The organism is Williamsia muralis (assembly GCF_002735905.1).
GTDB lineage: Bacteria > Actinomycetota > Actinomycetes > Mycobacteriales > Mycobacteriaceae > Williamsia > Williamsia muralis_A.
The window spans coordinates 74139-97032 of record NZ_PEBD01000008.1; the positions used below are offsets into that span (position 1 = coordinate 74139).

22 protein-coding genes and 1 pseudogene are annotated in these 22894 nt (G+C 64.3%); 12 read left to right on the forward strand and 11 right to left on the reverse strand.

Annotation, left to right across the window (positions count from 1 at the left end; all coding sequences use genetic code 11):
• Nucleotides 1–36 precede the first annotated feature (36 nt).
• From dmpG to CSW57_RS09325, 5 genes are read right to left on the reverse strand one after another with little or no spacing between them, the layout of a single operon-like run.
• Nucleotides 37–1065, reverse strand: a complete 1029-nt coding sequence (gene dmpG / locus CSW57_RS09305) for a 4-hydroxy-2-oxovalerate aldolase (RefSeq protein ID WP_099382548.1) — start codon at nt 1063–1065, stop codon at nt 37–39.
• A gap of 32 nt (nt 1066–1097) precedes the next feature.
• Nucleotides 1098–2000 carry an acetaldehyde dehydrogenase (acetylating) gene (locus tag CSW57_RS09310; protein ID WP_099382549.1) on the reverse strand — a complete coding sequence of 301 codons (903 nt, stop codon included), beginning with the start codon at nt 1998–2000 and terminating at the stop codon, nt 1098–1100.
• 10 nt (nt 2001–2010) lie between these two features.
• Nucleotides 2011–2796: a 2-keto-4-pentenoate hydratase gene (locus CSW57_RS09315; RefSeq protein ID WP_099382550.1), complete on the reverse strand. Its 786-nt coding sequence runs from the start codon at nt 2794–2796 to the stop codon at nt 2011–2013.
• Nucleotides 2796–4499, reverse strand: a complete 1704-nt coding sequence (locus CSW57_RS09320) for an FAD-binding protein (protein WP_099382551.1) — start codon at nt 4497–4499, stop codon at nt 2796–2798. Before CSW57_RS09320 ends, CSW57_RS09315 begins: the two co-directional genes overlap by 1 nt.
• A gap of 2 nt (nt 4500–4501) precedes the next feature.
• On the reverse strand, nt 4502–5371 hold the full coding sequence (locus CSW57_RS09325; RefSeq protein WP_099382552.1) for an alpha/beta fold hydrolase: 870 nt from the start codon (nt 5369–5371) through the stop codon (nt 4502–4504).
• A gap of 183 nt (nt 5372–5554) precedes the next feature.
• Between CSW57_RS09325 and CSW57_RS09330 the strand changes: the two genes are divergently transcribed.
• Nucleotides 5555–6058 (forward strand): flavin reductase family protein, encoded by a 504-nt coding sequence (locus CSW57_RS09330; RefSeq protein WP_099382553.1) that lies wholly within the window; start codon nt 5555–5557, stop codon nt 6056–6058.
• 34 nt (nt 6059–6092) lie between these two features.
• Here the strand turns inward: CSW57_RS09330 and CSW57_RS09335 are convergent.
• A pseudogene (locus CSW57_RS09335) lies at nt 6093–6985 on the reverse strand (IclR family transcriptional regulator).
• 162 nt (nt 6986–7147) lie between these two features.
• On the opposite strand from CSW57_RS09335, the gene CSW57_RS09340 reads away from it, so the two are divergent.
• Together CSW57_RS09340 and CSW57_RS09345 are read left to right on the forward strand one after the other, a co-directional pair.
• Nucleotides 7148–7654: a nuclear transport factor 2 family protein gene (locus CSW57_RS09340; RefSeq protein ID WP_099382554.1), complete on the forward strand. Its 507-nt coding sequence runs from the start codon at nt 7148–7150 to the stop codon at nt 7652–7654.
• 67 nt (nt 7655–7721) lie between these two features.
• Nucleotides 7722–8642, forward strand: a complete 921-nt coding sequence (locus CSW57_RS09345) for a 3-oxoacyl-ACP reductase (RefSeq protein ID WP_099382555.1) — start codon at nt 7722–7724, stop codon at nt 8640–8642.
• A gap of 62 nt (nt 8643–8704) precedes the next feature.
• Here the strand turns inward: CSW57_RS09345 and CSW57_RS09350 are convergent, their stop codons facing one another.
• Nucleotides 8705–9850 carry an alpha/beta fold hydrolase gene (locus CSW57_RS09350; protein ID WP_370623953.1) on the reverse strand — a complete coding sequence of 382 codons (1146 nt, stop codon included), beginning with the start codon at nt 9848–9850 and terminating at the stop codon, nt 8705–8707.
• A 432-nt stretch (nt 9851–10282) separates the two neighbouring features.
• Here CSW57_RS09350 and CSW57_RS09355 point away from each other — a divergent pair, with 432 nt between their 5' ends.
• Both CSW57_RS09355 and CSW57_RS09360 read left to right on the forward strand, forming a co-directional pair.
• A complete protein-coding gene (locus CSW57_RS09355) occupies nt 10283–11734 on the forward strand; it encodes an MFS transporter (protein WP_189339195.1) in 1452 nt (483 codons plus the stop codon).
• A 292-nt stretch (nt 11735–12026) separates the two neighbouring features.
• Nucleotides 12027–12986, forward strand: coding sequence for an alpha/beta hydrolase (locus tag CSW57_RS09360; RefSeq protein ID WP_099382557.1), 960 nt, complete (start codon nt 12027–12029; stop codon nt 12984–12986).
• Between the two features lie 66 nt (nt 12987–13052).
• Here CSW57_RS09360 and CSW57_RS09365 read toward each other — a convergent pair whose 3' ends face one another.
• Nucleotides 13053–14252 (reverse strand): hypothetical protein, encoded by a 1200-nt coding sequence (locus CSW57_RS09365; RefSeq protein WP_099382558.1) that lies wholly within the window; start codon nt 14250–14252, stop codon nt 13053–13055.
• A 145-nt stretch (nt 14253–14397) separates the two neighbouring features.
• On the opposite strand from CSW57_RS09365, the gene CSW57_RS09370 reads away from it, so the two are divergent.
• Nucleotides 14398–15420: an acrylyl-CoA reductase family protein gene (locus CSW57_RS09370; RefSeq protein WP_099382559.1), complete on the forward strand. Its 1023-nt coding sequence runs from the start codon at nt 14398–14400 to the stop codon at nt 15418–15420.
• A gap of 4 nt (nt 15421–15424) precedes the next feature.
• On the opposite strand, the gene CSW57_RS09375 is transcribed toward CSW57_RS09370, so the two are convergent.
• Both CSW57_RS09375 and CSW57_RS09380 read right to left on the reverse strand, forming a co-directional pair.
• Nucleotides 15425–15802, reverse strand: coding sequence for a DUF427 domain-containing protein (locus CSW57_RS09375; protein ID WP_099382560.1), 378 nt, complete (start codon nt 15800–15802; stop codon nt 15425–15427).
• Between the two features lie 64 nt (nt 15803–15866).
• Nucleotides 15867–16661 (reverse strand): helix-turn-helix domain-containing protein, encoded by a 795-nt coding sequence (locus tag CSW57_RS09380; RefSeq protein WP_099382561.1) that lies wholly within the window; start codon nt 16659–16661, stop codon nt 15867–15869.
• A 111-nt stretch (nt 16662–16772) separates the two neighbouring features.
• Between CSW57_RS09380 and CSW57_RS09385 the strand changes: the two genes are divergently transcribed.
• Nucleotides 16773–17534: an SDR family NAD(P)-dependent oxidoreductase gene (locus CSW57_RS09385; RefSeq protein ID WP_099382562.1), complete on the forward strand. Its 762-nt coding sequence runs from the start codon at nt 16773–16775 to the stop codon at nt 17532–17534.
• Here CSW57_RS09385 and CSW57_RS09390 read toward each other — a convergent pair.
• On the reverse strand, nt 17527–17901 hold the full coding sequence (locus CSW57_RS09390) for a nuclear transport factor 2 family protein (protein ID WP_099383266.1): 375 nt from the start codon (nt 17899–17901) through the stop codon (nt 17527–17529). The genes CSW57_RS09385 and CSW57_RS09390 overlap by 8 nt on opposite strands.
• A 204-nt stretch (nt 17902–18105) precedes the next feature.
• Here CSW57_RS09390 and CSW57_RS09395 point away from each other — a divergent pair, with 204 nt between their 5' ends.
• From CSW57_RS09395 to CSW57_RS24425, 5 genes are all read left to right on the forward strand, one after another.
• Entirely contained in the window at nt 18106–18786 is a 681-nt protein-coding gene (locus tag CSW57_RS09395) for a GntR family transcriptional regulator (RefSeq protein WP_370623933.1), read from the forward strand.
• Nucleotides 18787–18842: 56 nt separating this feature from the next.
• A complete protein-coding gene (gene atzF / locus CSW57_RS09400) occupies nt 18843–20273 on the forward strand; it encodes an allophanate hydrolase (RefSeq protein WP_099382564.1) in 1431 nt (476 codons plus the stop codon).
• Nucleotides 20270–20968 carry a cysteine hydrolase family protein gene (locus CSW57_RS09405; RefSeq protein ID WP_189339196.1) on the forward strand — a complete coding sequence of 233 codons (699 nt, stop codon included), beginning with the start codon at nt 20270–20272 and terminating at the stop codon, nt 20966–20968. Before atzF ends, CSW57_RS09405 begins: the two co-directional genes overlap by 4 nt.
• 14 nt (nt 20969–20982) lie before the next feature.
• Nucleotides 20983–22593 (forward strand): regulator, encoded by a 1611-nt coding sequence (locus CSW57_RS09410; RefSeq protein WP_099382565.1) that lies wholly within the window; start codon nt 20983–20985, stop codon nt 22591–22593.
• A 140-nt stretch (nt 22594–22733) separates the two neighbouring features.
• Nucleotides 22734–22883, forward strand: coding sequence for a hypothetical protein (locus tag CSW57_RS24425; protein ID WP_165842475.1), 150 nt, complete (start codon nt 22734–22736; stop codon nt 22881–22883).
• The last annotated feature ends 11 nt before the right edge of the window (nt 22884–22894 follow it).

Consider the following 22894-nt stretch of genomic DNA (forward strand, 5'->3'; position numbering starts at 1 on the left):
GATGTTCTCGGCTTTCTATAGGTACCCGGCGAACGCCTAGGCAGAGGTTGTTTCCGCGAGACCGATCGCGATCTCGATCAGCTGGTCTTCTTGTCCGCCGACGAGCTTGCGGCGACCTGCCTCGATGAGGATCTCCGCGCCGGAGACCCCATAGCGTTCGCCCTGTTTGTCGGCGTGCTTGAGGAAACTCGAGTAGACGCCTGCGTATCCCATCGTCAGCGACATCCGGTCCAGGAGGCACTCGCCGTCCATGATCGGCCGTACGACGTCCTCGGCGGCGTCGAACATCTTGAGGGTGTCGATACCCGTTCGGATGCCGAGCTTCTCGGTCACCGCGGCGAATGCCTCCACCGGGGTGTTGCCCGCCCCGGCCCCGAACCGGCGGGTGGAACCGTCGATCTGCAGCGCACCGGCCTTCACCGCGAGGACGGAGTTCGCAACGCCCAGTCCGAGGTTCTCGTGGCCGTGGAAACCGACCTGAGCGTCGTCACCCAGCTCTGACACCAGTGCGGACACTCGATCGCTGACGTCATCGAGCACCAGGGCGCCGGCTGAATCCACCACGTACACACACTGACAACCCGCATCGGCCATGATCCGCGCCTGCTTGGCAAGCACCTCCGGAGGCTGACTGTGCGACATCATCAAGAACCCCACGGTCTCGAGCCCCAGCTCACGCGCCAGCCCGAAATGCTGAATCGAGACATCGGCCTCGGTGCAATGCGTCGCGATACGACAGATCTGCGCACCGTTGTCCTGCGCCGCCCGGATGTCGTCCTTGATCCCCAGACCAGGCAACATCAAGAACGCGATCTTCGCCGTCGTCGCCGTCTCGACCGCCGCCCGGATCAACTTCTGCTCAGGAGTCTTCGAGAAGCCGTAGTTGAAGGACGACCCACCCAGACCATCACCATGGGTCACCTCGATCACCGGAACACCCGCACCATCGAGGGCGGCGACGACCGCCTTGACGTGGTCGACGGTGAATTGGTGGCGCTTTGCGTGGGACCCGTCGCGCAACGACGAGTCGGTGATCCGGATGTCGAGATCAGGACTGTAGGGCATGAGTGTTCCTTAGGAAGATCAGTTCGGGCGGTTCAGACGGCGCCGGCGAGCAGGTTCGAAGCGAAACTCTCGCCGACTTTTGTTGCCGCGGCGGTCATGATGTCGAGGTTGCCCGAGTAGGGCGGCAGAAAGTCGCCGGCGCCTTCCACCTCGAGGAAGATCTCGACCCGCGCCAGTCCACCGCTCGTCGTGCTTGGTTCGTCGAACTGTGGCTCGGCCCGCAGGCGGTAACCGGGTACGTACTGCTGCACCGAGCCCGCCATCTCGTAGATGGACGCTGCGATGGCATCGCGGTCGGCGTCGGCCGGAACCGAACAGAATACGGTGTCCCGCATGAACATCGGCGGCTCGGCGGGGTTCAGGATGATGATCGCCTTGCCCCGCTTCGCCCCACCTATGGTCTCGATTCCGCGACTGGTGGTGATGGTGAACTCGTCGATGTTTCCTCGCGTTCCCGGCCCCGCAGACGGTGACGCGACACTCGCGACGATCTCGGCGTAGGCGACCTCGGCAACACGAGACACCGCGTGCACCATGGGGATCGTGGCCTGACCACCACAGGTGATGAGGTTGACGTTGGGCGCGTCGAGGTGCTCGCCCATGTTCACCGACGGGATCACCGCCGGACCGAGCGCCGCGGGCGTCAGATCGACGGCGGTGATACCGAGTTCGGCGTACCGGGGCGCGTTCGCACGGTGAACATAGGCCGAGGTCGCCTCGAAGACGAGGTCGGGCTTCTCATCCTGTGAGAGAAGCCAATCGACGCCCTCCGAACTGGTCACCATGCCGGCGTCGGCGGCGCGCCGAAGTCCTTCACTCTGGGGATCGACCCCGATCATCCACCGCGGCTCGATGATGTCCGAGCGCAGCAACTTGTACATCAGGTCGGTGCCGATGTTGCCTGATCCGACGATGGCGGCCTTCGCCTTGGTCATGGGTTCTTCCTCACTTGAATTGCGCTGTCACGGAGCCGATGCCGCTGAAGTCAGCCCGGAAGGTCGAGCCTGCATGCACGTCGATCGCCCGGGTACACGAGCCGGGCAGGATGACGTGACCAGCCTTGAGGCGTACCCCGAAGCCCGCGACCGTGCGTGCCAGCCAGGCAACGGCCTTCGTCGGATCCCCGAGAACCGCGCTCGCCTCGCCGCGAGCGATCTCCACGCCGTCCTCGAAGAGCACCGCTGAAATACTCCCGATGTCGATGTCCGACGGCCGAGCCCTCCCCGCACCGAGGATGACCCCCGCGGACGAAGCATTGTCGGCGATGGTGTCGACCAGACCGATCTTCCAATTCCTGATCCGTGAATCGATCAGCTCGATACTCGGAACGATGTACTCGGTGGCAGCGAGCACGTCCTCTTCGGTGCAGCCCTCCCCGGGAAGGGTTTCGCCCAGTACGTAGCCGATCTCGACTTCGATACGGGGGTAACAGAATTGCGCGGTGTCGATCGCGGAGTCCTTGGAATACACCATCGACGACAGGAGATGCCCGTAGTCGGGCTCATCGACACCCATCATCGCCTGCATCACCTCGGAAGACAGCCCGACCTTGTGGCCGTACACACTCTCCCCGGCAGCCAGCCGCCTGCGGATGTTGATCAGCGCGATCTCGTACGCGTCGACCACATCGATCTGCTCGAACGTCGTACTGAGAGGATCGATCGGCGAGCGGTTCGCTTCGGCGTACCACAGAAGGTCGGCAGCCGACAAGCGTTCGTCATCGATCAGCATCAGGCTGTGGCCGAATCGAGCGTTGTGTCCCGTTCGGTCGCCGAGACATGCCGGGCCGCGATGTAGCCGAACACCATCGACGGTCCGATCGTCGCTCCTGCGCCCGCATATTCGTTGCCCATCACCGACGCCGACGTGTTGCCGGTGGCGTACAGACCGTCGATGACCGTTCCGTCCTCGCGCAGCACTCGACTCTTTGCGTCGCACACCAAACCGCCTTTGGTGCCCAGATCGCCTGCCTCACACCGGATTGCATAGAAGGGGCCCTTGACGATCTCGTCGAGGTTGGGGTTCTTCATCGTCGGATCTCCGTAATAACGGTCGTATGCGCTCTCGCCGCGACCGAAGTCCTCGTCGACACCTGAACGCGCGAAGCCGTTGAAACGGTTGATGGTCTCGACCAGCGCGTCGGCTGGGACACCGATCTCTTCGGCCAGCTCACGCAGCGTGTCGGCCTTGTGCACCACACCGGAGTCGTAGAACCCCTGAGGGAAGGGAACATTTGGAAGTACCTGCGCGAACGGGTACCGATTCTTGGCCTTGGTGTCCATGATGAACCATGCCGGGACGTGCCCGCCCTCCAGCTGCTCGTGCACGAAGTTCACGTAGGGAGCCGACTCATTGGTGAAACGCTTTCCGGCGCTGTTCACGATCACCGACGGTGGGATACATCGCTCAGAAACCAACGGGATGACCGCACCCATGGGATGAAGGACCGATGGCATCCACCACGCGTCGTCCATCAGATCTACCGCCGCCCCGAGACGCTGTCCCGCAACGATCCCGTCGCCGACGTTCTCTCGGGCACCCGAACTGACGTCGGCAACACCATGTCGGGGCAGATACTGCGCCCGCATCTCGTTGTTGTGGTCGAAACCGCCTGTCGCCAACAACACGCCGCGGCGCGCACCGATACGAATGGTCGCGCCATCACGCTCGGCCACCACACCGATGACTGTTCCGCGGTCGTCGGTGATCAGTTCGGTCATCGACGTCTTCAGCCACAAGGGAACGCCTGCGTCCTTGAGGACCATGCGCATCCGTGCGACCAGGGCACGGCCGCCGGTCGCCATGTGCCGGCGTCGGATGACGTTGGAAGACACCCGCCACGCTGCGACCAGCGAGGCCCTGCGCCCCTTCCACGTTCTCTTGACCATGGCGAGGTCGTGGTAGTCCTTCGATGTGACCCACAGTCCCAGTGGGCCTTTCATGCTGTTCGGGCGCTGGAACTTCTCGTCTTCCTTCAGCGCGCGGGTGTCGAAGGGCTTGCACTCGATGGTGCGACCCAGCGCGCTCCCGCCTTCGAACTCGGGGTGATAGTCCGAGTACCCCTTGACCCAGTAGAGCTTCATGCGCGGGCTCTTGTCGAGCAGTTCCATGAGCGCGGGCCCGTTGTCGACAAAAGCGTCGAGGCGATCCGCGGGCACCTTGCCCTCGGTGATGACGTCGAGGTAGCGACGGATGGAACTCCGTTTGTCCACCACGCCTTTCGCCCGGAGTGTGGGCGCGTTGGGAATCCAGATGCCGCCGCCGGAAATGGCGGTGGATCCACCGTAGGTGGCGCCCTTGTCGATGATGAGTGTGTCGAGTCCGCTGTGCGCGGCGGTGATTCCGGCCGCCATGCCACCGCCGCCGCTTCCCACGACCAGGAAGTCGACGATCGTCTCGAACTGTCGGGTGTCGAAGCGATTGTTGTCGGCCATGTCTACGTCCTGTCCTTGCGGGTGAGAAAGGCAAGCACCGCAGAGACCCAGGCATCTCGGGCCTCGATCATCGTCCAGTGCCCGCACTTGGGGAAAACGTGGAGTTCGCTGTTCGGGATGTCTCGCATCGGCAGCATTGCCATGTCGACCGGGCTCACCCTGTCGTCGCCCCCCCAGGTCAGCAGCGTCGGGGCTTTGACTTTGCCGAGCTGCGACCAATAAGGCGGCGCGTCTGAGCGCGCCGCCGCGACCATGGACGCGGCAAAGGCCTTGCTGCTGTACATCCGTCGAGCGATCTCGAGGGTTGCCGGCTCGGTCGCCAGCTCCCAGCGCTCGTCGATCAATTCAGGGGTGATCACAGCCGGGTCATAGACCATCGACCGGAGCCAGCGGACCAATCCTTCGCGGGTGGGGTTGTCGGTGAACTCCATCAGGAGCTTGATTCCCTCACTGGGCCCCGGAGAGAACGTGGCCTTGCCCATTCCACCGATGGTGACCAACTTGTCCACCCTGCTGGGTTCATCGATCGCGACCTTGGTGGCGACGATCCCGCCCATCGAGTTCCCGATCATGTGCGCGGTATCGATCTCGAGACCATCGAGAAAGAGTCCGACGGCGGACTGCGCCATCGACATCGGGTGGCCGTCACCAGGATCACTTACCCCGAAGCCAGGGAATTCGAGTATCAGGCAACGGAAATGCTCGGCCAGTGCGGGAAGCACTCCCCGATAGTTCCTCCACCCGGTCACCCCGGGCCCGGAGCCGTGGAGCAGCAGCAGTGGTGGGCCCTCGCCTGCCTCATGGAACCGGAGCATCCCGAGATCGGTGTTCAACTCCCGCAGACTGCGCTCGTAGCTCACGTCTGTCGTCATGGGCCGAACGTTGCCAGCCCGGCGCCTCATCCACAGCCCAGGTCTCGTTGAGCGAGATCCCCAGCACGCCAGGGCCGGACGGACTCTGGCGCTTCCGCTGAGCGAGACCTCGTACGGCTGCCGAGGCCGGCCGCAATAGCCTCACCTCATCATCGACCACACAACGGAACCGGAGGTGTTCGGATGTCGATCGAAACGATGTCGCAGACCGACATGCGAAAGGCGCTGGGTCAGTTCGCAAGCGGAGTCACCGTGGTCGCCGGTATGGACGACGAGGGACCTATCGGTTTCGCCTGCCAGTCCTTCGCCTCGGTGTCGCTTGATCCTCCCCTGATCCTGTTCTGCGCCGACCACCGCGGGCGGTCTTGGCCCCGTATCCGGAACACGGGCCGGTTCAGCATCAACGTGCTGCACGAGAACCAAACCGATCTGTGCTCCCGATTCGGGTCGAGCAGAGGTCGCAAATACGAGGGGCTCGACTGGGAGTTAAGCACGTGGGCGACGCCGTCGCTCCCAGGTGTGCTCATTCGGGTACATGCCGAGATCCACGACGTGCACACTGCAGGCGATCACGACGTGGTGATCGGCCGAATCCTCGGGTTGGAGTCGGTCACCGAAGAGCGTCCGATGATCTTCTTCCGCGGCGGGTTCGGTCTCGACGCGGCTTCAAAGCTTTTGCGTGCCTGAAGCATCGATTGGTTCATCGCGCGTGGCGAATCGACTACAGCCACTGCCCCGACTGCACGGCGAGCAGTCGGTCCAAGGCCTCTGCCGACCACGTGTTGTCCGGCATCGGAGGGGTTTTGCGCCCCCGGCGAGTGGTACCGGCCTCGGGATACATGGTGCGCGTGACTTCCCGGACCGCCCGCACGACCAGGGGGCAACCCGTTTGAGCTGGGCGGTCCGTGCGTCTCCGCAGAGCGAGATCGCCGCGACCGGGCCGTCGTATCCGCGCACCGCCACTCCGACGCATGCGGCGCCGCGTACGGACTCACCGCGTTCGAATGCCAATCCGCTGCGCTGTCGGATGCGGTTGAGTTCCTGATGGAGGGTCGGCAGATCAGGGATCGTGTGATCGGTGCACCGATTCAGCCGCTGCTGATAGATCGCGTCGACGCGCTCCGGATCGAGCCAGGCGAGCATCGACTTTCCGCCGGCGGTGGAATATGCCGGTCCGCGTCCACCGACTCGTGACGGCAGCGATGCAGCGAACCGCCCACCGACCTTGTCGAGGTAGATGCTCTCGCCCCCGTCGAGGACCGACAGATGGACCACCATGCCGGTCTGCATGTGCAGATCGTGCAACAGAGGCGCAGCAGCCGCACGCACCTGTGCATGACCACCGTCCCCTCCGCCGAGACCCATCGACCGCCGGCCGAGTCGATAACCGAAAGAGGCGTGTTCCACCCAGTTCAACCGGACCAGTTGGTCGAGGATGCGGTGCACCGTCGACCGCGGCAGCTGCGTGCGCCCGGCCACTTCTTCGAGAGTCAGCCGCGACGCCGGGCCGCCGAACGAATCGAGGATGAGCGTCATTCGTTCGAGCATCGAGGGCGGCAGATCCCGCTTACCGGCAGAGCGGGGGTGTGCAGCACCGGAATCAATGACCGTCATCGAGCCTCCATAACCTGGTCGAATCTGAGATCCAGGACAAAACTGAAATGAATTCTTGTAATACTAACAGCAGTCCCGGTGACTGGGAAGCGTCGCAGCAGCCGCTGTCGGCGGCGCTACGAATCCCCGCTCTCTCCGGCCAACAAAACGAAAGGCTGATCCATGACCGACACCACCCCTGACGTGGACCTTCTCATCCACGCACTCACCGAGCGCGTCACCCTGCTCGAGGACAAACTGGCGATCATCGAGTTGATGACGGCCTACGGCCCGGCCGTCGACAGCGGTTCGGCCGAGGCCGTGGCCCGCCTGTGGACCGAAGATGGCGTCTACGACGTGGACACCGGCGTCATGCGCGGACATGCCGAGATCACGGCGATGGTGAGATCGCAGGCTCACCAGGCGTGGATCGACGGCGGCTGCGGGCACGTATTGGAGCCGGGTCACATCATCGTGGATGGTGACGCAGCGATCGCAACATGCAAGTCTCAGTTGATCATTCGCGATGGCGACCACTTCACGGTCCTGCGGGTGACCGCCACCCGCTGGGAGCTGCAGAAGATCGACGGCATGTGGAAGGTGACGTACCGGACCGGACGCCTGCTCGACGGTCGCCCCGACGCACGCGCGTTGCTGGCCGAGGGGGTCCGAGCCGAACATGAAGGTTGACCACTTGCGTCGAAACTAGAATGAATACTAGTTTCCTTGCAGTAGCCAACGAACTGAGGAGCTCAACATGGTGGACACACTCGATCTGGCCGGCCGCGTCGCCGTGGTCACGGGCGCGGGCGCGGGCCTCGGACGCGCGGAAGCCCTGGCGCTGGCCGAGGCGGGCGCCGCCGTGGTCGTCAACGACATGGGTGACAACGCGCATCTCGTGGTCGAGGAGATCACGTCCGCCGGTGGTCGAGCTGTCGCGGTCACCGGTGACGTCTCGGACTGGTCGATGGGCGAGCGCCTCGTCCAGGAGGCGGTCACCCGATTCGGATCATTCGACATCCTGGTCAACAACGCCGGGATCCTGCGGGACAAGATGATCTTCAATCTGACCGAATCCGATTGGGACGACGTGATCCGAGTGCACCTCAAAGGTCACGCCGCCACCTCGCGCGCTGCCGCCGTCCATTGGCGCGAAGCGAGCAAGAACGCCGGTCAACCGGTGTTCGGGCGTGTCATCAACACCTCGTCAGAAGCATTTCTGTTCGGCTCGGCCGGCCAGCCGAACTACTCGGCGGCAAAGGCCGGTATCACCGCGCTGACGCTCTCGACCGCACAGGGATTGTCCCGCTACGGTGTGCGCGCCAACGCCATCTGCCCGCGGGCACGCACCGCAATGACCGCCGACGCCTTCGGCGCGAATAACGGTGCCTCCGGAAGCGATCCGCTTTCGCCCGAGCGGGTGGCCACCCTGGTTCGGTATCTCGCCTCCCCCGCGTCCGACGAGATCAACGGTCAGGTGTTTGTCGTGTACGGCAGGATGGTCGCGCTGATGCACGCCCCAGAGGTCGAGAATCGTTTCGACGCAGCCGGTTCCGAGTTCTCGGCCGAGGAACTCGCAAGCCGGCTGACGCCGTACTTCTCGGGACGTGGACAGTACGAGACGTACGCCGCCTACGGGGTGGCCGAGCTGGAGAAGCCCGCCCTGGCCACCAACTAAGACGCTCTGCAGTGACTTCTGACCCTGCCTGCCCGCCCCGGGCGGGCGGGCAGGGTTGTCGGTCAGCAGCCGTCGGTCGCCGGGGCCCCGGTTTCCACCGCGGAGACGAAAGACTGGATGTCACCCAACGAGGCGCCGATGGTCTGGCGGTGGTCTGCGCCCTCGTACAGTCGGTAGTCGATCTGGTTGCCCCGAGCACACAGGGTGTCGACCAGGACATCGGTGCCGGATTTCGGCACAACCGCGTCGGTGGAGCTTTGAGCGATCATCGTCGGCACAACCACTTTCACCGTCGCGGGCTCTTGCTTCGCCATGTAGTCCGTCAACGGACCGAGGTCGGCATCGGCCCGGAACACCTGGCCGTCCACCACCGGTGGCACGCGGCGGATATCGTCCAGGCAGCCGGTCCTGGCGGAGTCGAGGAGTGGACGAGCCTGATCGGTCAGCAGGTCCTCGGGACGAATCGAGGGGTCAGCCGCTTGTGCACCGAGCAGTATCAGCGGGAGAAACGACTGTGCCGCAGCGATTCCGGGCAGACCCGATTTGAAGTACGCCGGTAGTCGATCGAGCCCACTCCCGGGCGCAATGGCCGCTGCAGCTCGCAGATCGAGCTCTGGTGCACGTTCGGGAGCGTCCGCGGCGGCGAACAAAGCGGCCTGTCCGCCCTGACTGTGACCGACTGCGTACCAGTCTGTGCCGATCGACTGGTCCAGTTCATGTGCTGCCCGCACGATGTCGGTGAGCGCGTTCACCTCCGAGTCAGCGTTGACATAGGGATGGACCCCCGGAGTACCCAGACCTTCGTAGTCGGTGCGAACCACGGCAAAGCCTTTACTCAGCCAATCATTCAATGCGGCATCGACTTCGGTGAGATACGCCTGGGTCGGACCGCCGTCAAAAGCCGCGGACGGTGCGCACGCATCTGCCACGCCGGTGGTTCCATGCGCCCAGCTGATCACCGGGTAGCCCCCGTCGGGGGCGGGAGTTCTGGGTACCGCAACCGTTCCGGACACCACGATGGCGTTCCCGCTCGCGTCTTCGGACGAGTACGTGATCAACTTGGTCTGGGCCGCATCTCGGAGAGCAACCGGTCCCCCGACCACGGCCGCGGACAACACTCGGCCTGCTTTCACGGGCTCCTTGTCGCTGTCCGCGCCCTCGTCCGCGCCGGATGAGCAGGAGACCACCGCCAGGGTGACCACGGCCATGGCAGCGATCGCCGACCACCGAGTGGGCGCCGACTTCCGACGATGCAGTGCGGCAATGTTTTCGCTCATTGGTGCGCCTCTTTTCATGCAGGCACTGTGACAGCGCCCACCCTTCGGGATCAGACCAGTCCCGGTGAGCGAGACCAGCCTGCCCATCGGACGTACCCGCATCACACATCGCCCGGCTCAGCGACTCATCTGTCTCCTCCAAGCCGCCCAGGCGACGACTCGTAGGGCCGAACAACATCCGATTCCGGCCAGTGGGACTGAGCAGTTTGTGTGCGCTGCGTCACTGTAGCTTTTGGCTCACCGCGGCGGAGGCAGCCCGTCCTCGCCCGATCGAATCCACATGTACTGCGCGACAGACCTATACGCCGCAGTCGGCGACAGCCGCGTTCGTCACACATCACCACGTCTACTTGGAGGACACCCATGACAACAATTCCCGACCCGACGGCGCCGGAAAAGCCGTTGCCCGAACGTGGACGATTCAACCGTCGACGCTCCACCGGGGTGATCATCGGCATCCTGGTCCTCGTCGAGATCATCAGCGCCTTCGAGACCTCGATGGTGTTCGCGGCGATCCCGACCATCATCGCCGACTTCAACAGCGACGCAGCGACGGTCGGCTGGGCGGTGACAGCCTTTCTGCTGGTCGCCGCGGCCTCAGCGGCCGTCTGCGGTCGGCTCGGCGACATGTACGGACGCGAGAGAGTTCTGGTGTTCATCCTCGCCGCCGCCACCATCGGGTCCCTGATCAGTGCCCTCGGCGACAGCATCAGTGCCATCATCATCGGTCGTGCGATCCAGGGCGTCGCCGGCGCGATCCTGCCGCTGTGCATCGGATTGGCCCGCGAACACCTGCCCAATGTGAAGGTCCCTGTCGCTGTCGCCCTGATCTCCGGGACGGCAGTGGCCGCCGGTGCAGCGTCCGCCTACGTTGCCGGTTTGATGATCGATCACGCCAGCTGGCACATGATCTTCATCGTCGCGGCCGTGTACGCCGCATTCACCTTGCTGCTTGTGCTCTTCGTGCTGCCCTGGCGACGGCCGGTCGGCACCAGCCAGAAGGTGGACTTCCTCGGCACCATCGCCTTCGCCCCCGCAATCGCGGCAATCTTGCTCGCCATCAACAAGTCCGGCACCTGGGGGTGGAGCGACGCAAAGACGCTCGGCCTGCTCATCGGCGGTGCGGTGGTACTGGCGCTCTGGGTGCTGTGGGAATTGCGGGTCACCGATCCGATTGCAAACGTGCGACTTCTCGCCCACCGCAAGGTCGCGTTGACGATGCTCGCGACGCTGACGCTGGCCGCCGGTCCTTTCGGTATCAGCAACATGATCGTTCCCCTGGTGTTGCAGACGCCCACGAGCGCGCCCTTCGGCCTGGGCATGACCCCGACCGACGCCGGACTGCTGGTATTCGTCGCAGCACTCCTCGGGTTCGCCTTCACCCCGTTGAGCGGCCGGATCACGCGCACCATGGGATCGCGGGTCTCACTCCTGATCGGCGGCCTGGTGTACGGGGTGTCGGGCGTGATGCTGATGATGTTCCACGATTCGAAGGTCGGAATGTTTGTCATGGTGGTCACCGTGTCCATCGCGACGTCGTTTGCCTATACAGCCCTGCCGAACCTCATCGTGGAAGAGGTTCCGGTCGAGAACACCAGCGAGGCAACCGGTCTCAACACCGTCGTTCGCACTGCCGGGCAGGGCGTCGGCACGTCGATCGCCACGACCATCCTGGCGTCGTCGGCGGTCGCCGGTAGCGTCGCACCCACCGTCAGCGGGCTCAACACCGTCTCCATCGTGATACTTGTCGGCACCGGTTTGACCGTCGGCCTCACCTTGATGCTCCGCCGCGGGACGGTCTACACCGACGCCTGACCCCACCCGACCCGATGATGTGCCCTTCTGGCGAACCCCACCTGGGGATTTCTTCGCCACAAGGGCACATCATCGGGTTCGCGGCAGGTTAGTTATCAACAGCGATGCAGGTGATACAGGGTCGCTCGCAAAGCTCACGATCGCCGCCTCCACCAGCGACGTTGCCGGGCGTGCATACAGCAGAAGGCCCTGTTATTTTGCTGTTATCTTTCCCGCGGGGCCGCATGCGGCACCGGGGCAAGCACCGGTCCGGATCGGACCATTCACTGGTACCACGTACAAAAGGAAACTGATGCGCGCGAAGCACGCCTGGCGAAAGTTCGTCGCCGGAGCCCTTGCCCTTGTGGCCGGAGTGGCGGTCTCGGTGGCCGCGGCACCCGGCACTGCGTCGGCAGCCCCACAGACGGTCTACGTCTACTCCGCTGCGATGAACAAGAACATTCCCGTCCGCGTTCTCCCCGCGTCGGGCGGCGGTAGCCACGCCACCCTCTACCTGCTCGACGGCCTGCGCGCACCCAACAACAACAGCGGCTGGCTCATCGAGACCGATGTGCAGCAGTTCTTCGCGGGCAAGAACGTGAATGTGGCGATCCCCTTCGGCGGCGGCGGCAGTTTCTACACCGATTGGCAGCGCGACGACCCGACCCTAGGCCGGCAGAAGTGGGAAACCTTCCTCACCCGGGAGCTGCCCGCCTACCTGAAGTCGGCGTTCAACAGCGACAACCGGCGCAACGCCATTGCCGGACTCTCGATGAGCGGTACCTCCGCACTGAACCTAGCTTCCAAGCACCCCGACTTCTACCAGGGTGTGGCGTCGTACAGCGGTTACCCGACGGTCAGCACACCGGGATTTGCACAAGGCATCGCCGCATCCGTCCTCGAGATGGGCGGCAACCCGGTGAACATGTGGGGCCTGTGGCCGGCCGGAGCCTGGACGGCGAATGATCCCTCGCTGCACACCGGAAACCTGCGTGGCAAGCGTGTGTACGTGTCCTCAGGTGCGGGTTCGCCGCGGACGAACCCGATCTTCAACCCGGCGAGCCCGGCATTCGACCCGATCAAGTTCTCCCAGATGGTGCCGCTGGAGACCGCGGCGGCGATCAGCAGCCAGCTCTACATCGCCAGTCTTCGTGTCGCCGGCGTCAACCCGCAAGTCCACATCACGCCGGAGGGTGTGCACTGGTGGACCCACTGGGAGGACCGCCTCAAGGAATCCTGGTACGGAACGCTCGCTCCTTCGCTGGGCGTCTAGTCCCACAAAAGTCGTCGGCCGCGCCCCAGGGTTCTTGGGTCGCGGCCGACGTCGTTGTTGCTGTGCTCAGGCGACGAGGTCTTTGTTCAGCGCCGGCCGGTAGAGACCGATCAGGAATCGCACACCTTGCGGTGTGAGGATGTTCTTCACGCCGATGGCCACGAACTTCGCCATCGTCGAGAAGTCCTTGAACTTCGACCTGTCGAGAACCCGTTGCAGCGCCGCTTCGAGCTCCGGGTCGTCGATGTCGCCGGCCCGCAGTTCGGCAAGGTTCTCTGCCACAAAGAGTTTCGCATCGCGATTGAAATGCAACCGGTCGATCGCCTCGATGGAGATCTTGTCGGGCAACGTGGCGCACCGCTCGAGACCACCGGCGATGTAGAGATTGATCATGGTGCGCAGGCACTTCTCACATTCGCCGCAGTTGTAGGCGTTGTCCTGGTTCCACCAGCACACTCGCAGGTTGTTCATCGCGGCGTCTTCCTCGATGAACTTCTCCATCTTCGCCGCCCGACTCGCCTCGACCCCGTCGTGGACGAACTCGACAGCGTCGCTGGACCAATGCCCATCCAAGTCGGGATGGGTACCCCATGGGTGCAACTGGTCGGCGGTGTAACTCGAAGGGACGTAGATCTTTTCGACAACGGTCGACAACGCGAGCCCGACGTGCGCCAGCAGCGCACCGTGGCCCTGCAGTCCCCAGTTGAGCCGGTTCCGGTCCAATCGGCCGCGCAGATCGGTCTTCACCTCGATGAGTTCCTTACCCAGCTCGGACGCCGATTTCCGTAAGGCGTCGAGGGTACGTTCGGCGAGATCGTTGTTGGACAGATCGATGTCGAAACCGTGGATGAAAATGAGATGCGTGATCTCGTCGAGGTGTTTGAGCGTGGTGTAGTACGAATCAACGCCACCAGAGAAGAAGGCACCCACCCCGCGCCGGCCGGAGGGCCTGGTGGTCTCGACCGCCATGGGAGCGGTGATCGTCACCTGGTCCAAGATGTCCGGAAACCACGAACCGAGGGTGTCTTGGGCTTTGACGCTGCCCTGCACCGCTGTCTCGCTGACGTCGCCGTACACCACCACGTCGCGTGTGTTCCGCATCCCGATCAGGGTTGCGGGCGCCAGCCACGGCGTCGCATCATCCGCCAGTGGAACGTTTGCCGTGGTCGAGACCCTATCGGTGCGTTCACCGTTGATCAGCAACGCGCTGATGCGGCGGGTGTCGTCCGAGTCCGGCGATGGAACAAGAGTGACGGGGCTGGGCATTTCTCACCTTTCTTCCGCTGATGATCCGCAATCGATCGTGCCAGCCCTGCGATGCCCCCAACAGGGGTCTGCCGCCCGGCATGAGTTCATACGTTCGGACTGCCCCGTCGTCCAACCGTGCGGTCGGTGGCGTTAACGTCGCTTCATGGATCAGTTCTCAGCCCTGGTGGCGCGACAGACCGACGACGGTATCGAGACGGCGATCGAGACCGTGGATGCATCGTTCTTGCCCGAAGGTGGCACTCCCACCGCGGATACGGGAGACGTCACGATCCGCGTGTTGTATTCCAGTGTCAACTACAAGGACGCACTTGCTCTGACACCGAAAGGCGGTGTGGTACGCGACTATCCGATCGTTCCCGGCATCGACCTCACCGGCGAGGTCGTGGAGTCCAAGTCACCCGACTTCGCGGTCGGCGATCTGGTCCTCGCCCACGGCTACGAGATCGGCACCGGCCGCCACGGCGGCTACGCCGAATACGCACGCGTTCCGGCCGACTGGGTGGTTGCCCTCGGGGAACTCTCGCCACGCGACGGTGCCGCGATCGGGACCGCCGGGTTCACCGCGGCGATGAGCGTGCAAGCACTGCTCGATCGCGGGATCTCCCCCGCCGACGGCCCGGTACTGGTGACCGGCGCAACCGGCGGCGTCGGTTCTGTCAGCGTCGACATCCTGGCGGGTCAGGGCTTCGAGGTGGTTGCGTCCACGGGGAAGGCGGACGCGGGCGATAGGCTGCGACAACTCGGTGCCGCCGACGTCATCGGCCGACTGCCATTGGACCCGGATGCCAAACCCCGCCCGCTCGGCAAGGCCCAGTGGGCGGGCGCCGTCGACTGTGTCGGCGGCAAGACGCTCGCCGAGGTGCTGAGCGGCATCAAGTACGGCGGCGCTGTGGCTGCCAGCGGCCTGACCGGCGGACCTGCGTTGGCCACCACCGTGCTGCCGTTCATCCTGCGCGGTGTCGCCCTGCTCGGCATGGACTCGGTGCAGATGCCGATCGAGCCTCGACGAACCATCTGGGCTGCACTTGCCGGACCGCTCGCCCCCAGGCACCTCGCGAACATTCTTTCGGAGGTCGACGTCAAAGACGTGGTCGGCGTGATCGACCAGGTTCGCGCGGGAGAGTTCTCAGGCCGGGCCGTGGTGCGGGTGGCCGGCGGGTTCTGAGGCCTCAGTTCGCAGGGTCAACAGCGATGTCGACCCGGTCGGGATAGAAGGCGAGGTGCCCGGCGATCGGCGCAACCGCGTCGTAGGGTTCCTCGTACGTCCAGGCTGCATCTTTGATGACGCCTTCGTCGGTGACGACATCGAAGTAGGAGGCACTGCCCTTGAACGGGCAGTAGCTCTCGGTGTCGCTGCGTTGCAGCACTTTTGGATCGACCGCAGCCAGCGGCACGTACGCCACCGGCGGGTAGGACGCCTCACGCAGGGTGAGCGTCTTGTCGGTGGCGGCGACGAGCGTGCCGCCTGCGGTCACGGTCACCGAGTGGGTGCTCGGTTCCACCGTGATCGGATGGTCGGGGCCAGGGATCAATTGCGTTCTCGACATGGTTCGCCTCTTTCTCTCCCTCGATGCCAACGCTCACCGCAGCCGTGCATTCCCGCGTCATCGATCAACGAAGTCGCAGGAACTCCGCAGTCTTGTCGTCGGCCGGATAGAAGCTCTCTACGCTGAGTTCGTCGACCGTCACGTCGAGCGGGGTACCGAACGTGGTGACCGTGCTGAAGAACGACAGCTCACCCCGATCGCTGCGCAGCCTCAGGTAGATCGCAACATCGCCGGAGAGGGTGGCACCTGCGTCGGCATCCTCGTCCGCGTCGGGCTCCGGATACTGCAGGAGGCGGGCCAGCAGTGCTTTCAGTTCCGGGTCGCCGGTCACCCTGATCTGTCGGTCGAGTCGTTCGAGCAAGTGTCTGCGCCACTGCCGATGGTTGATGATCCTGGGCCCGAGCCCCCGCGGGTCGAGGCTGAACTCGAGCACGTTGAACGGGGGTTCCAGCAGGTCGTCGGGAGCACCGTCGGTGAAGGCGGCAACTGCTGCATTGGCGTCCACGAGATTCCAGTGCCGGTCCACCGCCAGGGCCGGGTACGGTTCGGTCGCGGCCAGCACCTGACGTAAAGCGCTCCGCACCATGGTCATTCGGGACCCGTCGAGCGGCGTCTCACCGTAGGACGGGGCATATCCGGCGGCGAGCAACATCTGGTTGCGCTCACGCAGCGGCACATCGAGATGCTCGGCCAGTCTGAGCACCATGGCGCGGCTCGGCACCGATCGGCCCGTCTCCAGGAAACTCAGATGCCGCGCCGAGACGTCGGCCGCTGACGCGAGCTCCAGTTGCGGCACCTTGCGGGTGGTGCGCCACTGCCGCAGCAGGTCACCGAATAGGTAACGCTGTTCTTCGGTCATGTACTGATCTCCCGGGTTGATCTGTCAGCATTATGGACTGCGGGTTTTGCACCGAGCGCATGTTCGACTGCTGCCCGTGGGTGGGTGTTCGACGATCGAAGAGGAGTTCTCATGACCGTGCTCGACCGCTTTCGGCTCGATGACCGGGTGGTGATCGTCACCGGCGCCTCGTCCGGCCTGGGGGTTGCCTTTGCCAAGGGGTTCGCGGAGGCCGGAGCCCGCGTGGTGCTCGCCGCCCGCCGCGCCGACAAGCTCGAGAAGACCGCCGCGCTGGTCGAGTCCGTGGGAGGTACCTCCCTGTCGGTGGTCACCGACATCACGCAGGTCGAGCAGGCCACCGCGATGGTCGAGGCTGCCATGACCGAGTTCGGACGAGTGGATGTCTTGATCAACAACGCCGGAGTGGGTACGGCCGTGCCGGCCACCCGGGAGACTCCCGAGCAGTTCCGGTCGGTCATCGACATCAATCTCAACGGTTCCTATTGGGCCGCACAGGCCTGTGGCCGGGTGATGAAGCCGGGAAGCTCGATCGTCAACATCTCGAGCGTCCTCGGCATCACCACCGCAGGCCTTCCGCAGGCCGCCTACTCCGCGAGCAAGGCCGCCATCTCGGGGCTCACCCGCGATCTCGCGCAGCAGTGGGGATCGCGAAAAGGCATCCGGGTGAACGCGATCGCCCCTGGATTCTTCGAGTCCGAGATGACCGCCCAGTATCCCGACGGCTATCTCCAGCAGATGGCTGCACGGCAGGTACTGCCCCGCACTGGCGATCCCGAAGAACTCGCCGCCACCGCGGTCTGGCTCGCCTCACCGGCCGGCGGGTATGTCACCGGGCAGACCATCGTGGTCGACGGCGGCCTCACCATCACATAGCTGTCTGGCCCGGCATCTTGTCGATGAACCCGTAGACGCTGGAGATCTTCTCGTTGTTCACCGCGACCACGTCGAAGCCGATCACCACTGCCTCTGCTCCGTTCTCCGGCACCAGTTCCCAGGTGAAGCGCGCGATGTTGTGGTGCGTCTCGAACACGTCACCCCGAACGAACCGCATCCCCGCGAATTGTTGCTGGGCCCCGGCGAGCACCTGATCGATCGCTTCGGTGCCCGTCACCGAAGCGAGTGGATCGGTGTAGACCCCATCGGCGTCCCAGACCTTCTCGACGATCGTCCGTCGTGCGCCTGGATCGGTTTCATTCCAGGCGCTCAGGTAGTCGTCGACCATGGCCGTCATCTCGGTCATCGCATCTCCTTCGTCGTGCGTTGGTGTTGTGATGACCATGCTGCTGCGCTGCGGTGTGTTGAAGCGATGACCTCCGAGGTAACACTTTCGGTCGACCGCTTGCCGCGTCGCGGCTCAGGTCGACAACTCCAGCATTCGTCGGCGCGCTCTAGGATTGTCGACAGAATGGTGACGACGCCGACGACGGAGGGGATGGTTTCACCTGTGGCAGCACCGAAACGAGCCGTGGGAGGCGACGGCTTACCGGTGAGTCTGGTCGACGTGGCCGCGAGGCGGGTTCGTGACGCGATCCTCAGCGGCACCCTGCAACCGGGAGACAAGATCGTCGAGGAACAGTTGTGTGCGGGGTTGGGCATCAGCCGGGCCCCCCTGCGCGAGGCGCTGCGACTACTCGGGCAGCAGGGGCTGGTCGAGCATCTCCCTCGGCGCGGATCACGGGTCACCGAGTGGTCGCCACAGGACATCTTGCAGCTGTTCGAGCTACGGCACGTACTCGAGCGGCACGCGATCGAAAAGGCTCTGCCGCTTGCCGACGTGACCACCGCTCTGAACCCGGTGCGGGCTGCGCTCGACGACATGCGCGAGGCAGACAAACGCGACGACGACCTCGAGAAGGACGATGCCCATCGTCGTTTTCACGCCGCAGTGGTCGGGTTGGCCGGCAATCGCCAGCTCGACATCGCCATGGAACCCGTGCTGCTGAAGTTGCAGCTCCCGATGGCCATCAATTTGCGCTCGGAGGCGCGGGTCCACGACCCCAGTGACGGAATCCGTCGGCACGAGCGAATTCTTGAGGCACTCGAGACCAACGATGCACGAGTTGCCGTGGAAGCGGCCAAGAACCACGGGCAACTCGCCTATCTGGGGCTTGAGAGCAACAACTAACACGATCGACACACAACCGTTCCGTCGTCGCCACGATTCTGTCGACAATCGACATTATGACTTTCCGGAAACCGGTTCCCGGCCCGACGCTCGGACCCTCGATCGCCGAGATACTCGAATCGCACGCCACCGGCACCGGTACCCCGGCCGCCACCGCCGCTCGTGTTGCAGACGCCATCGCCGCACGTGGTGACGACGGCACCTGGATCTCCACGGTGCCGCGTGAACAACTGATCGCCGCCGCCGAAGCCATCGAGAGACGGCCCGCGGCGCGCACCCTTCCGCTGTACGGTGTGCCGTTCGGGGTCAAGGACAGCATCGATGTCGCCGGGGTACCGACCACCCTGTCGTGCCCCGACTTCGCCTACGTGCCGGAGGTCACCGCGGCGGTGGTCCAGCACCTCCTCGACGCGGGCGCTCTGTATGTCGGTAAGACCAACCTCGACCAGTTCGCCACCGGGCTCAACGGCACTCGAACGCCACTCACCGTGCCGCGCAGCGTGTATGGCAACGAGATGATCTCCGGGGGCTCCAGCTCGGGCTCAGCCCTCGCCGTTGCCCTCGGCCAGGTTCCCTTCGCCGTGGCAACCGACACCGCCGGATCGGGCCGGGTTCCCGCCGCGCTCAACGGCGTCGTCGGGTTCAAGCCATCGCGCGGCGTCATCAGTGCGGTGGGCTTGGTGCCGGCATGTAAGTCATTGGACTGCATCACGATCATGGCCGGATCGATCAACGACGCCGACCGGGCGTTCGACGTGATGGCGGCCGAGGACGAGAACGACTCGTGGTCACGCGCACGAGGCAAGAGACACAACGGTGCGCCGATTCGTGTCGGTCTGCCGTCGCCGCAGGAACTCGACTTCTTCGGCGACTCCGACATGGAAACCGCCCATCTCGCCTTCCGCGAACGGCTTTCGCGTGGATCGACGGTGGTGGACGCGCCGCTGTCCCCGTTCCTCGAGGCCGGCGCCTTGCTCTATTCCGGGCCATGGGTGGCCGAACGACTGGTCGAGTTCGCCGACTTCCTTGCTGCACAACCGGAATCGATCCATCCAGTGGTGCGCGACATCCTGCGGAGCGGTGAGCGGTACACCGCTGTCGACGCGTTCGCCGCACAACAGAAGCTGCAGGAGTTGCGTGCACAGGTCGGACGCCTGTGGCGTCAGATGGACGTGCTGGTTGTCCCCACCATCGGCACCACCTTCACAGTGGCGCAAGTACTGGAGCGGCCCATCGACTGCAACACGATGCTGGGGCACTACACGCACTTCGGCAATCTGCTCGACCTCACCGGCGTAGCAGTTCCCGTGGGTCACACCGGCGATGGTCGCCCGCTGAGCGTGACGATACTCGGCCCTGCCCTGTCCGACGACACGGTCCTCGACCTCGCAGCGCGGCTCCTCGACGAGCCACGCGACACCTCACCAGCCACCCAGATCCACCAAACCCTCACCACCCCAGTCCCGTCCCACGAGGAGAACTCATGATCGCCATCACCGTCGACACCGCGGTGCCGGAGCCGTTTCCCCTCGTACCGGGCCGGACGGCGCTGCTCGTCATCGACATGCAACGCGACTTCCTCTTGCCGGGCGGCTTCGGTGAGAGTCTCGGGAACGACGTGGAGCTGCTCCTCGATGTGGTTCCACCACTTGCGGCCTTGATCGATGCTGCCCGATCCGCCGGCATCATGATCGTTCACACCCGCGAGGGTCATAAGCCCGATCTATCCGATTGCCCTCCAAGCAAACTCCGCCGGGGTGCAGCCTCGAAGAGGATAGGCGATCCTGGTCGATACGGCCGGATACTGATCCAAGGTGAGTACGGCCACGACATCGTCGATGAGCTGGCACCGGTCGCGGGTGAGATCGTGATCGACAAACCCGGGAAAGGCGCGTTCTACGGCACCGATCTGCAGCAGATCCTCACCGGTGCGGGCATCACCCATCTGCTGGTCACCGGGGTCACCACCGAGGTGTGTGTGCACACCACAACCAGGGAGGCGAACGACCGCGGGTACGAATGCCTCGTCGTATCCGATTGTGTCGGTTCGTATTTTCCCGAGTTTCAGCGCGTCGGTCTGGAAATGATCAGCGCGCAAGGTGGAATTTTCGGCTGGGTTGCCGATTCCACGGCGGCAATCGCCGCCCTGTCTCTCATCCCCGATCCTATGCAACACAGCTGACAGGAAGCACGACAATGAGTACAGAAGTCAACAAAACGGCGGCTACTCCCCCTTCCCCCACTGACCACAAGGTGACCGTCGCCTGGTGGACACGCGGCGACACCAATGCCTTCTTCGGATTGGGTTTCAACATCCTGGTCAACGTCCTGACCCTGACGGGGCTGATGATCGGTGTCGTCAGCGTGCCTGCCGGCGATGTTCTCGGCACAGTCCTTCCGGCGCTTGGTGTTGCGCTGATACTGGGGAACCTCTACTACACGTTCCTGGCACGACGGCTGGCCACCACGGAGAACCGCACCGACGTCACCGCCCTCCCGTACGGCCCGAGCGTGCCACACATGTTCATCGTCGTGTTCGTCGTGATGCTGCCCGTCTACCTCAACACCAACGACGCGATGGCGGCATGGCAGGCGGGACTGGCGTGGGCCTTCATGATCGGTGTGATCGTGATGATCGGCGCATTCGTCGGGCCGTACATCCGCAAGATCACTCCTCGAGCGGCCATGCTCGGCACACTGGCAGGCATCTCGATCACGTTCATCTCCATGCGCCCGGCAGCCCAGATGTGGGAGGCGGCATGGATCGGTCTCCCAGTGCTGGCGATCATCCTCATCGGCTTCTTCACCAATGTTCGTCTGCCCGGCAACATCCCGGTCGGTCTGGCCGCTCTCCTCGTCGGAACTGCCATCGGATGGGCCGGTGGATTCATGGACGCGCCGGCGGTGTCGGACGCCGTGAGCGACATCGCCGTCGGCGTTCCCGACCAGCGCTTCGACATGCTGTTCGACGGCTTGAAAGATCTTGCACCACTGCTCGGTACCGCGATCCCGCTCGGTGTGTACAACTTCACCGAGGCGATGAGCAACGTCGAGAGCGCGGCAGCGGCCGGGGACAGCTACAACCTGCGCAGTGTGCTCCTCGCCGATGGCGCCGGCGCGGTCATCGGATCCGCATTCGGCTCACCCTTTCCACCGGCGGTGTACATCGGCCACCCCGGCTGGAAAGACGCCGGCGGTCGCACGAGTTACTCACTTGCCAGCGGCGTCGCGATCGGGTTGCTCTGTTTCCTCGGTCTTTTCGGGGTGCTCGACTCCCTGCTGCCCGTGCCGGCGATCGTCCCCATCCTCCTGTACATCGGATTGCTCATCGGCGCGCAGGCCTTCCAGGCCGTCCCCCGCATCCACGCAGTGGCGGTGGTCATCGCCATCATCCCCAACCTCGCTCAATGGGCGACAGGACTGATCGACAATGCACTCAGCGCGGCAGGCACCACGGCCGGTGAGGTCGGTTACGACTCGCTCGACGGCGCTGGCGTGGTCTACGAGGGACTCAAAGCGCTCGGGGAGGGGGCCGTCCTGGTAGGCCTGGTTCTCGGCACCATGGTCACCTTCATCATCGACAAGAAGTTCCTCTACGCAGCACTCGCCTCCGTGGCCGGTGCGGCGCTGACATTCATCGGCCTCATCCACGCTCCCGAGGTCGAGTGGGCAGCAGCCCCGGAGATAGCTCTCGGCTACCTCTTCTTCGCAATCGTCTGCCTGGGCTATCACTTCCTCCCGAATGCGAGGGACGAGGTCGAGACCGATGCCGTCAAGGCCGATGACGTCGAGGCCGCTAGGGAATAGCACGCCAGCGGGAGCCGGTCACCGAGAGCCCCACGTACGCCGTGGGGCTCTCGGTCGCTCACCACGGACGATCGAGAGACGCGATCGGCGCCCCGTACGGTGGTCACCACAGGACGACGTGTAACCGATGAGAGGACCCCATGACCTTTCCGCATGAAAACGAAGAGCCTGTCGGCGAGACCGACGAGACGGCCGAGCAGAAGAAGACCTACGAAGCGGGCGAAGAAGGCACCGGAGAAGAACGCGACCACGCGCTCGGCGGCAGTGAGGGCACGTCCGACGGTCAGTAGGTGATCGCATC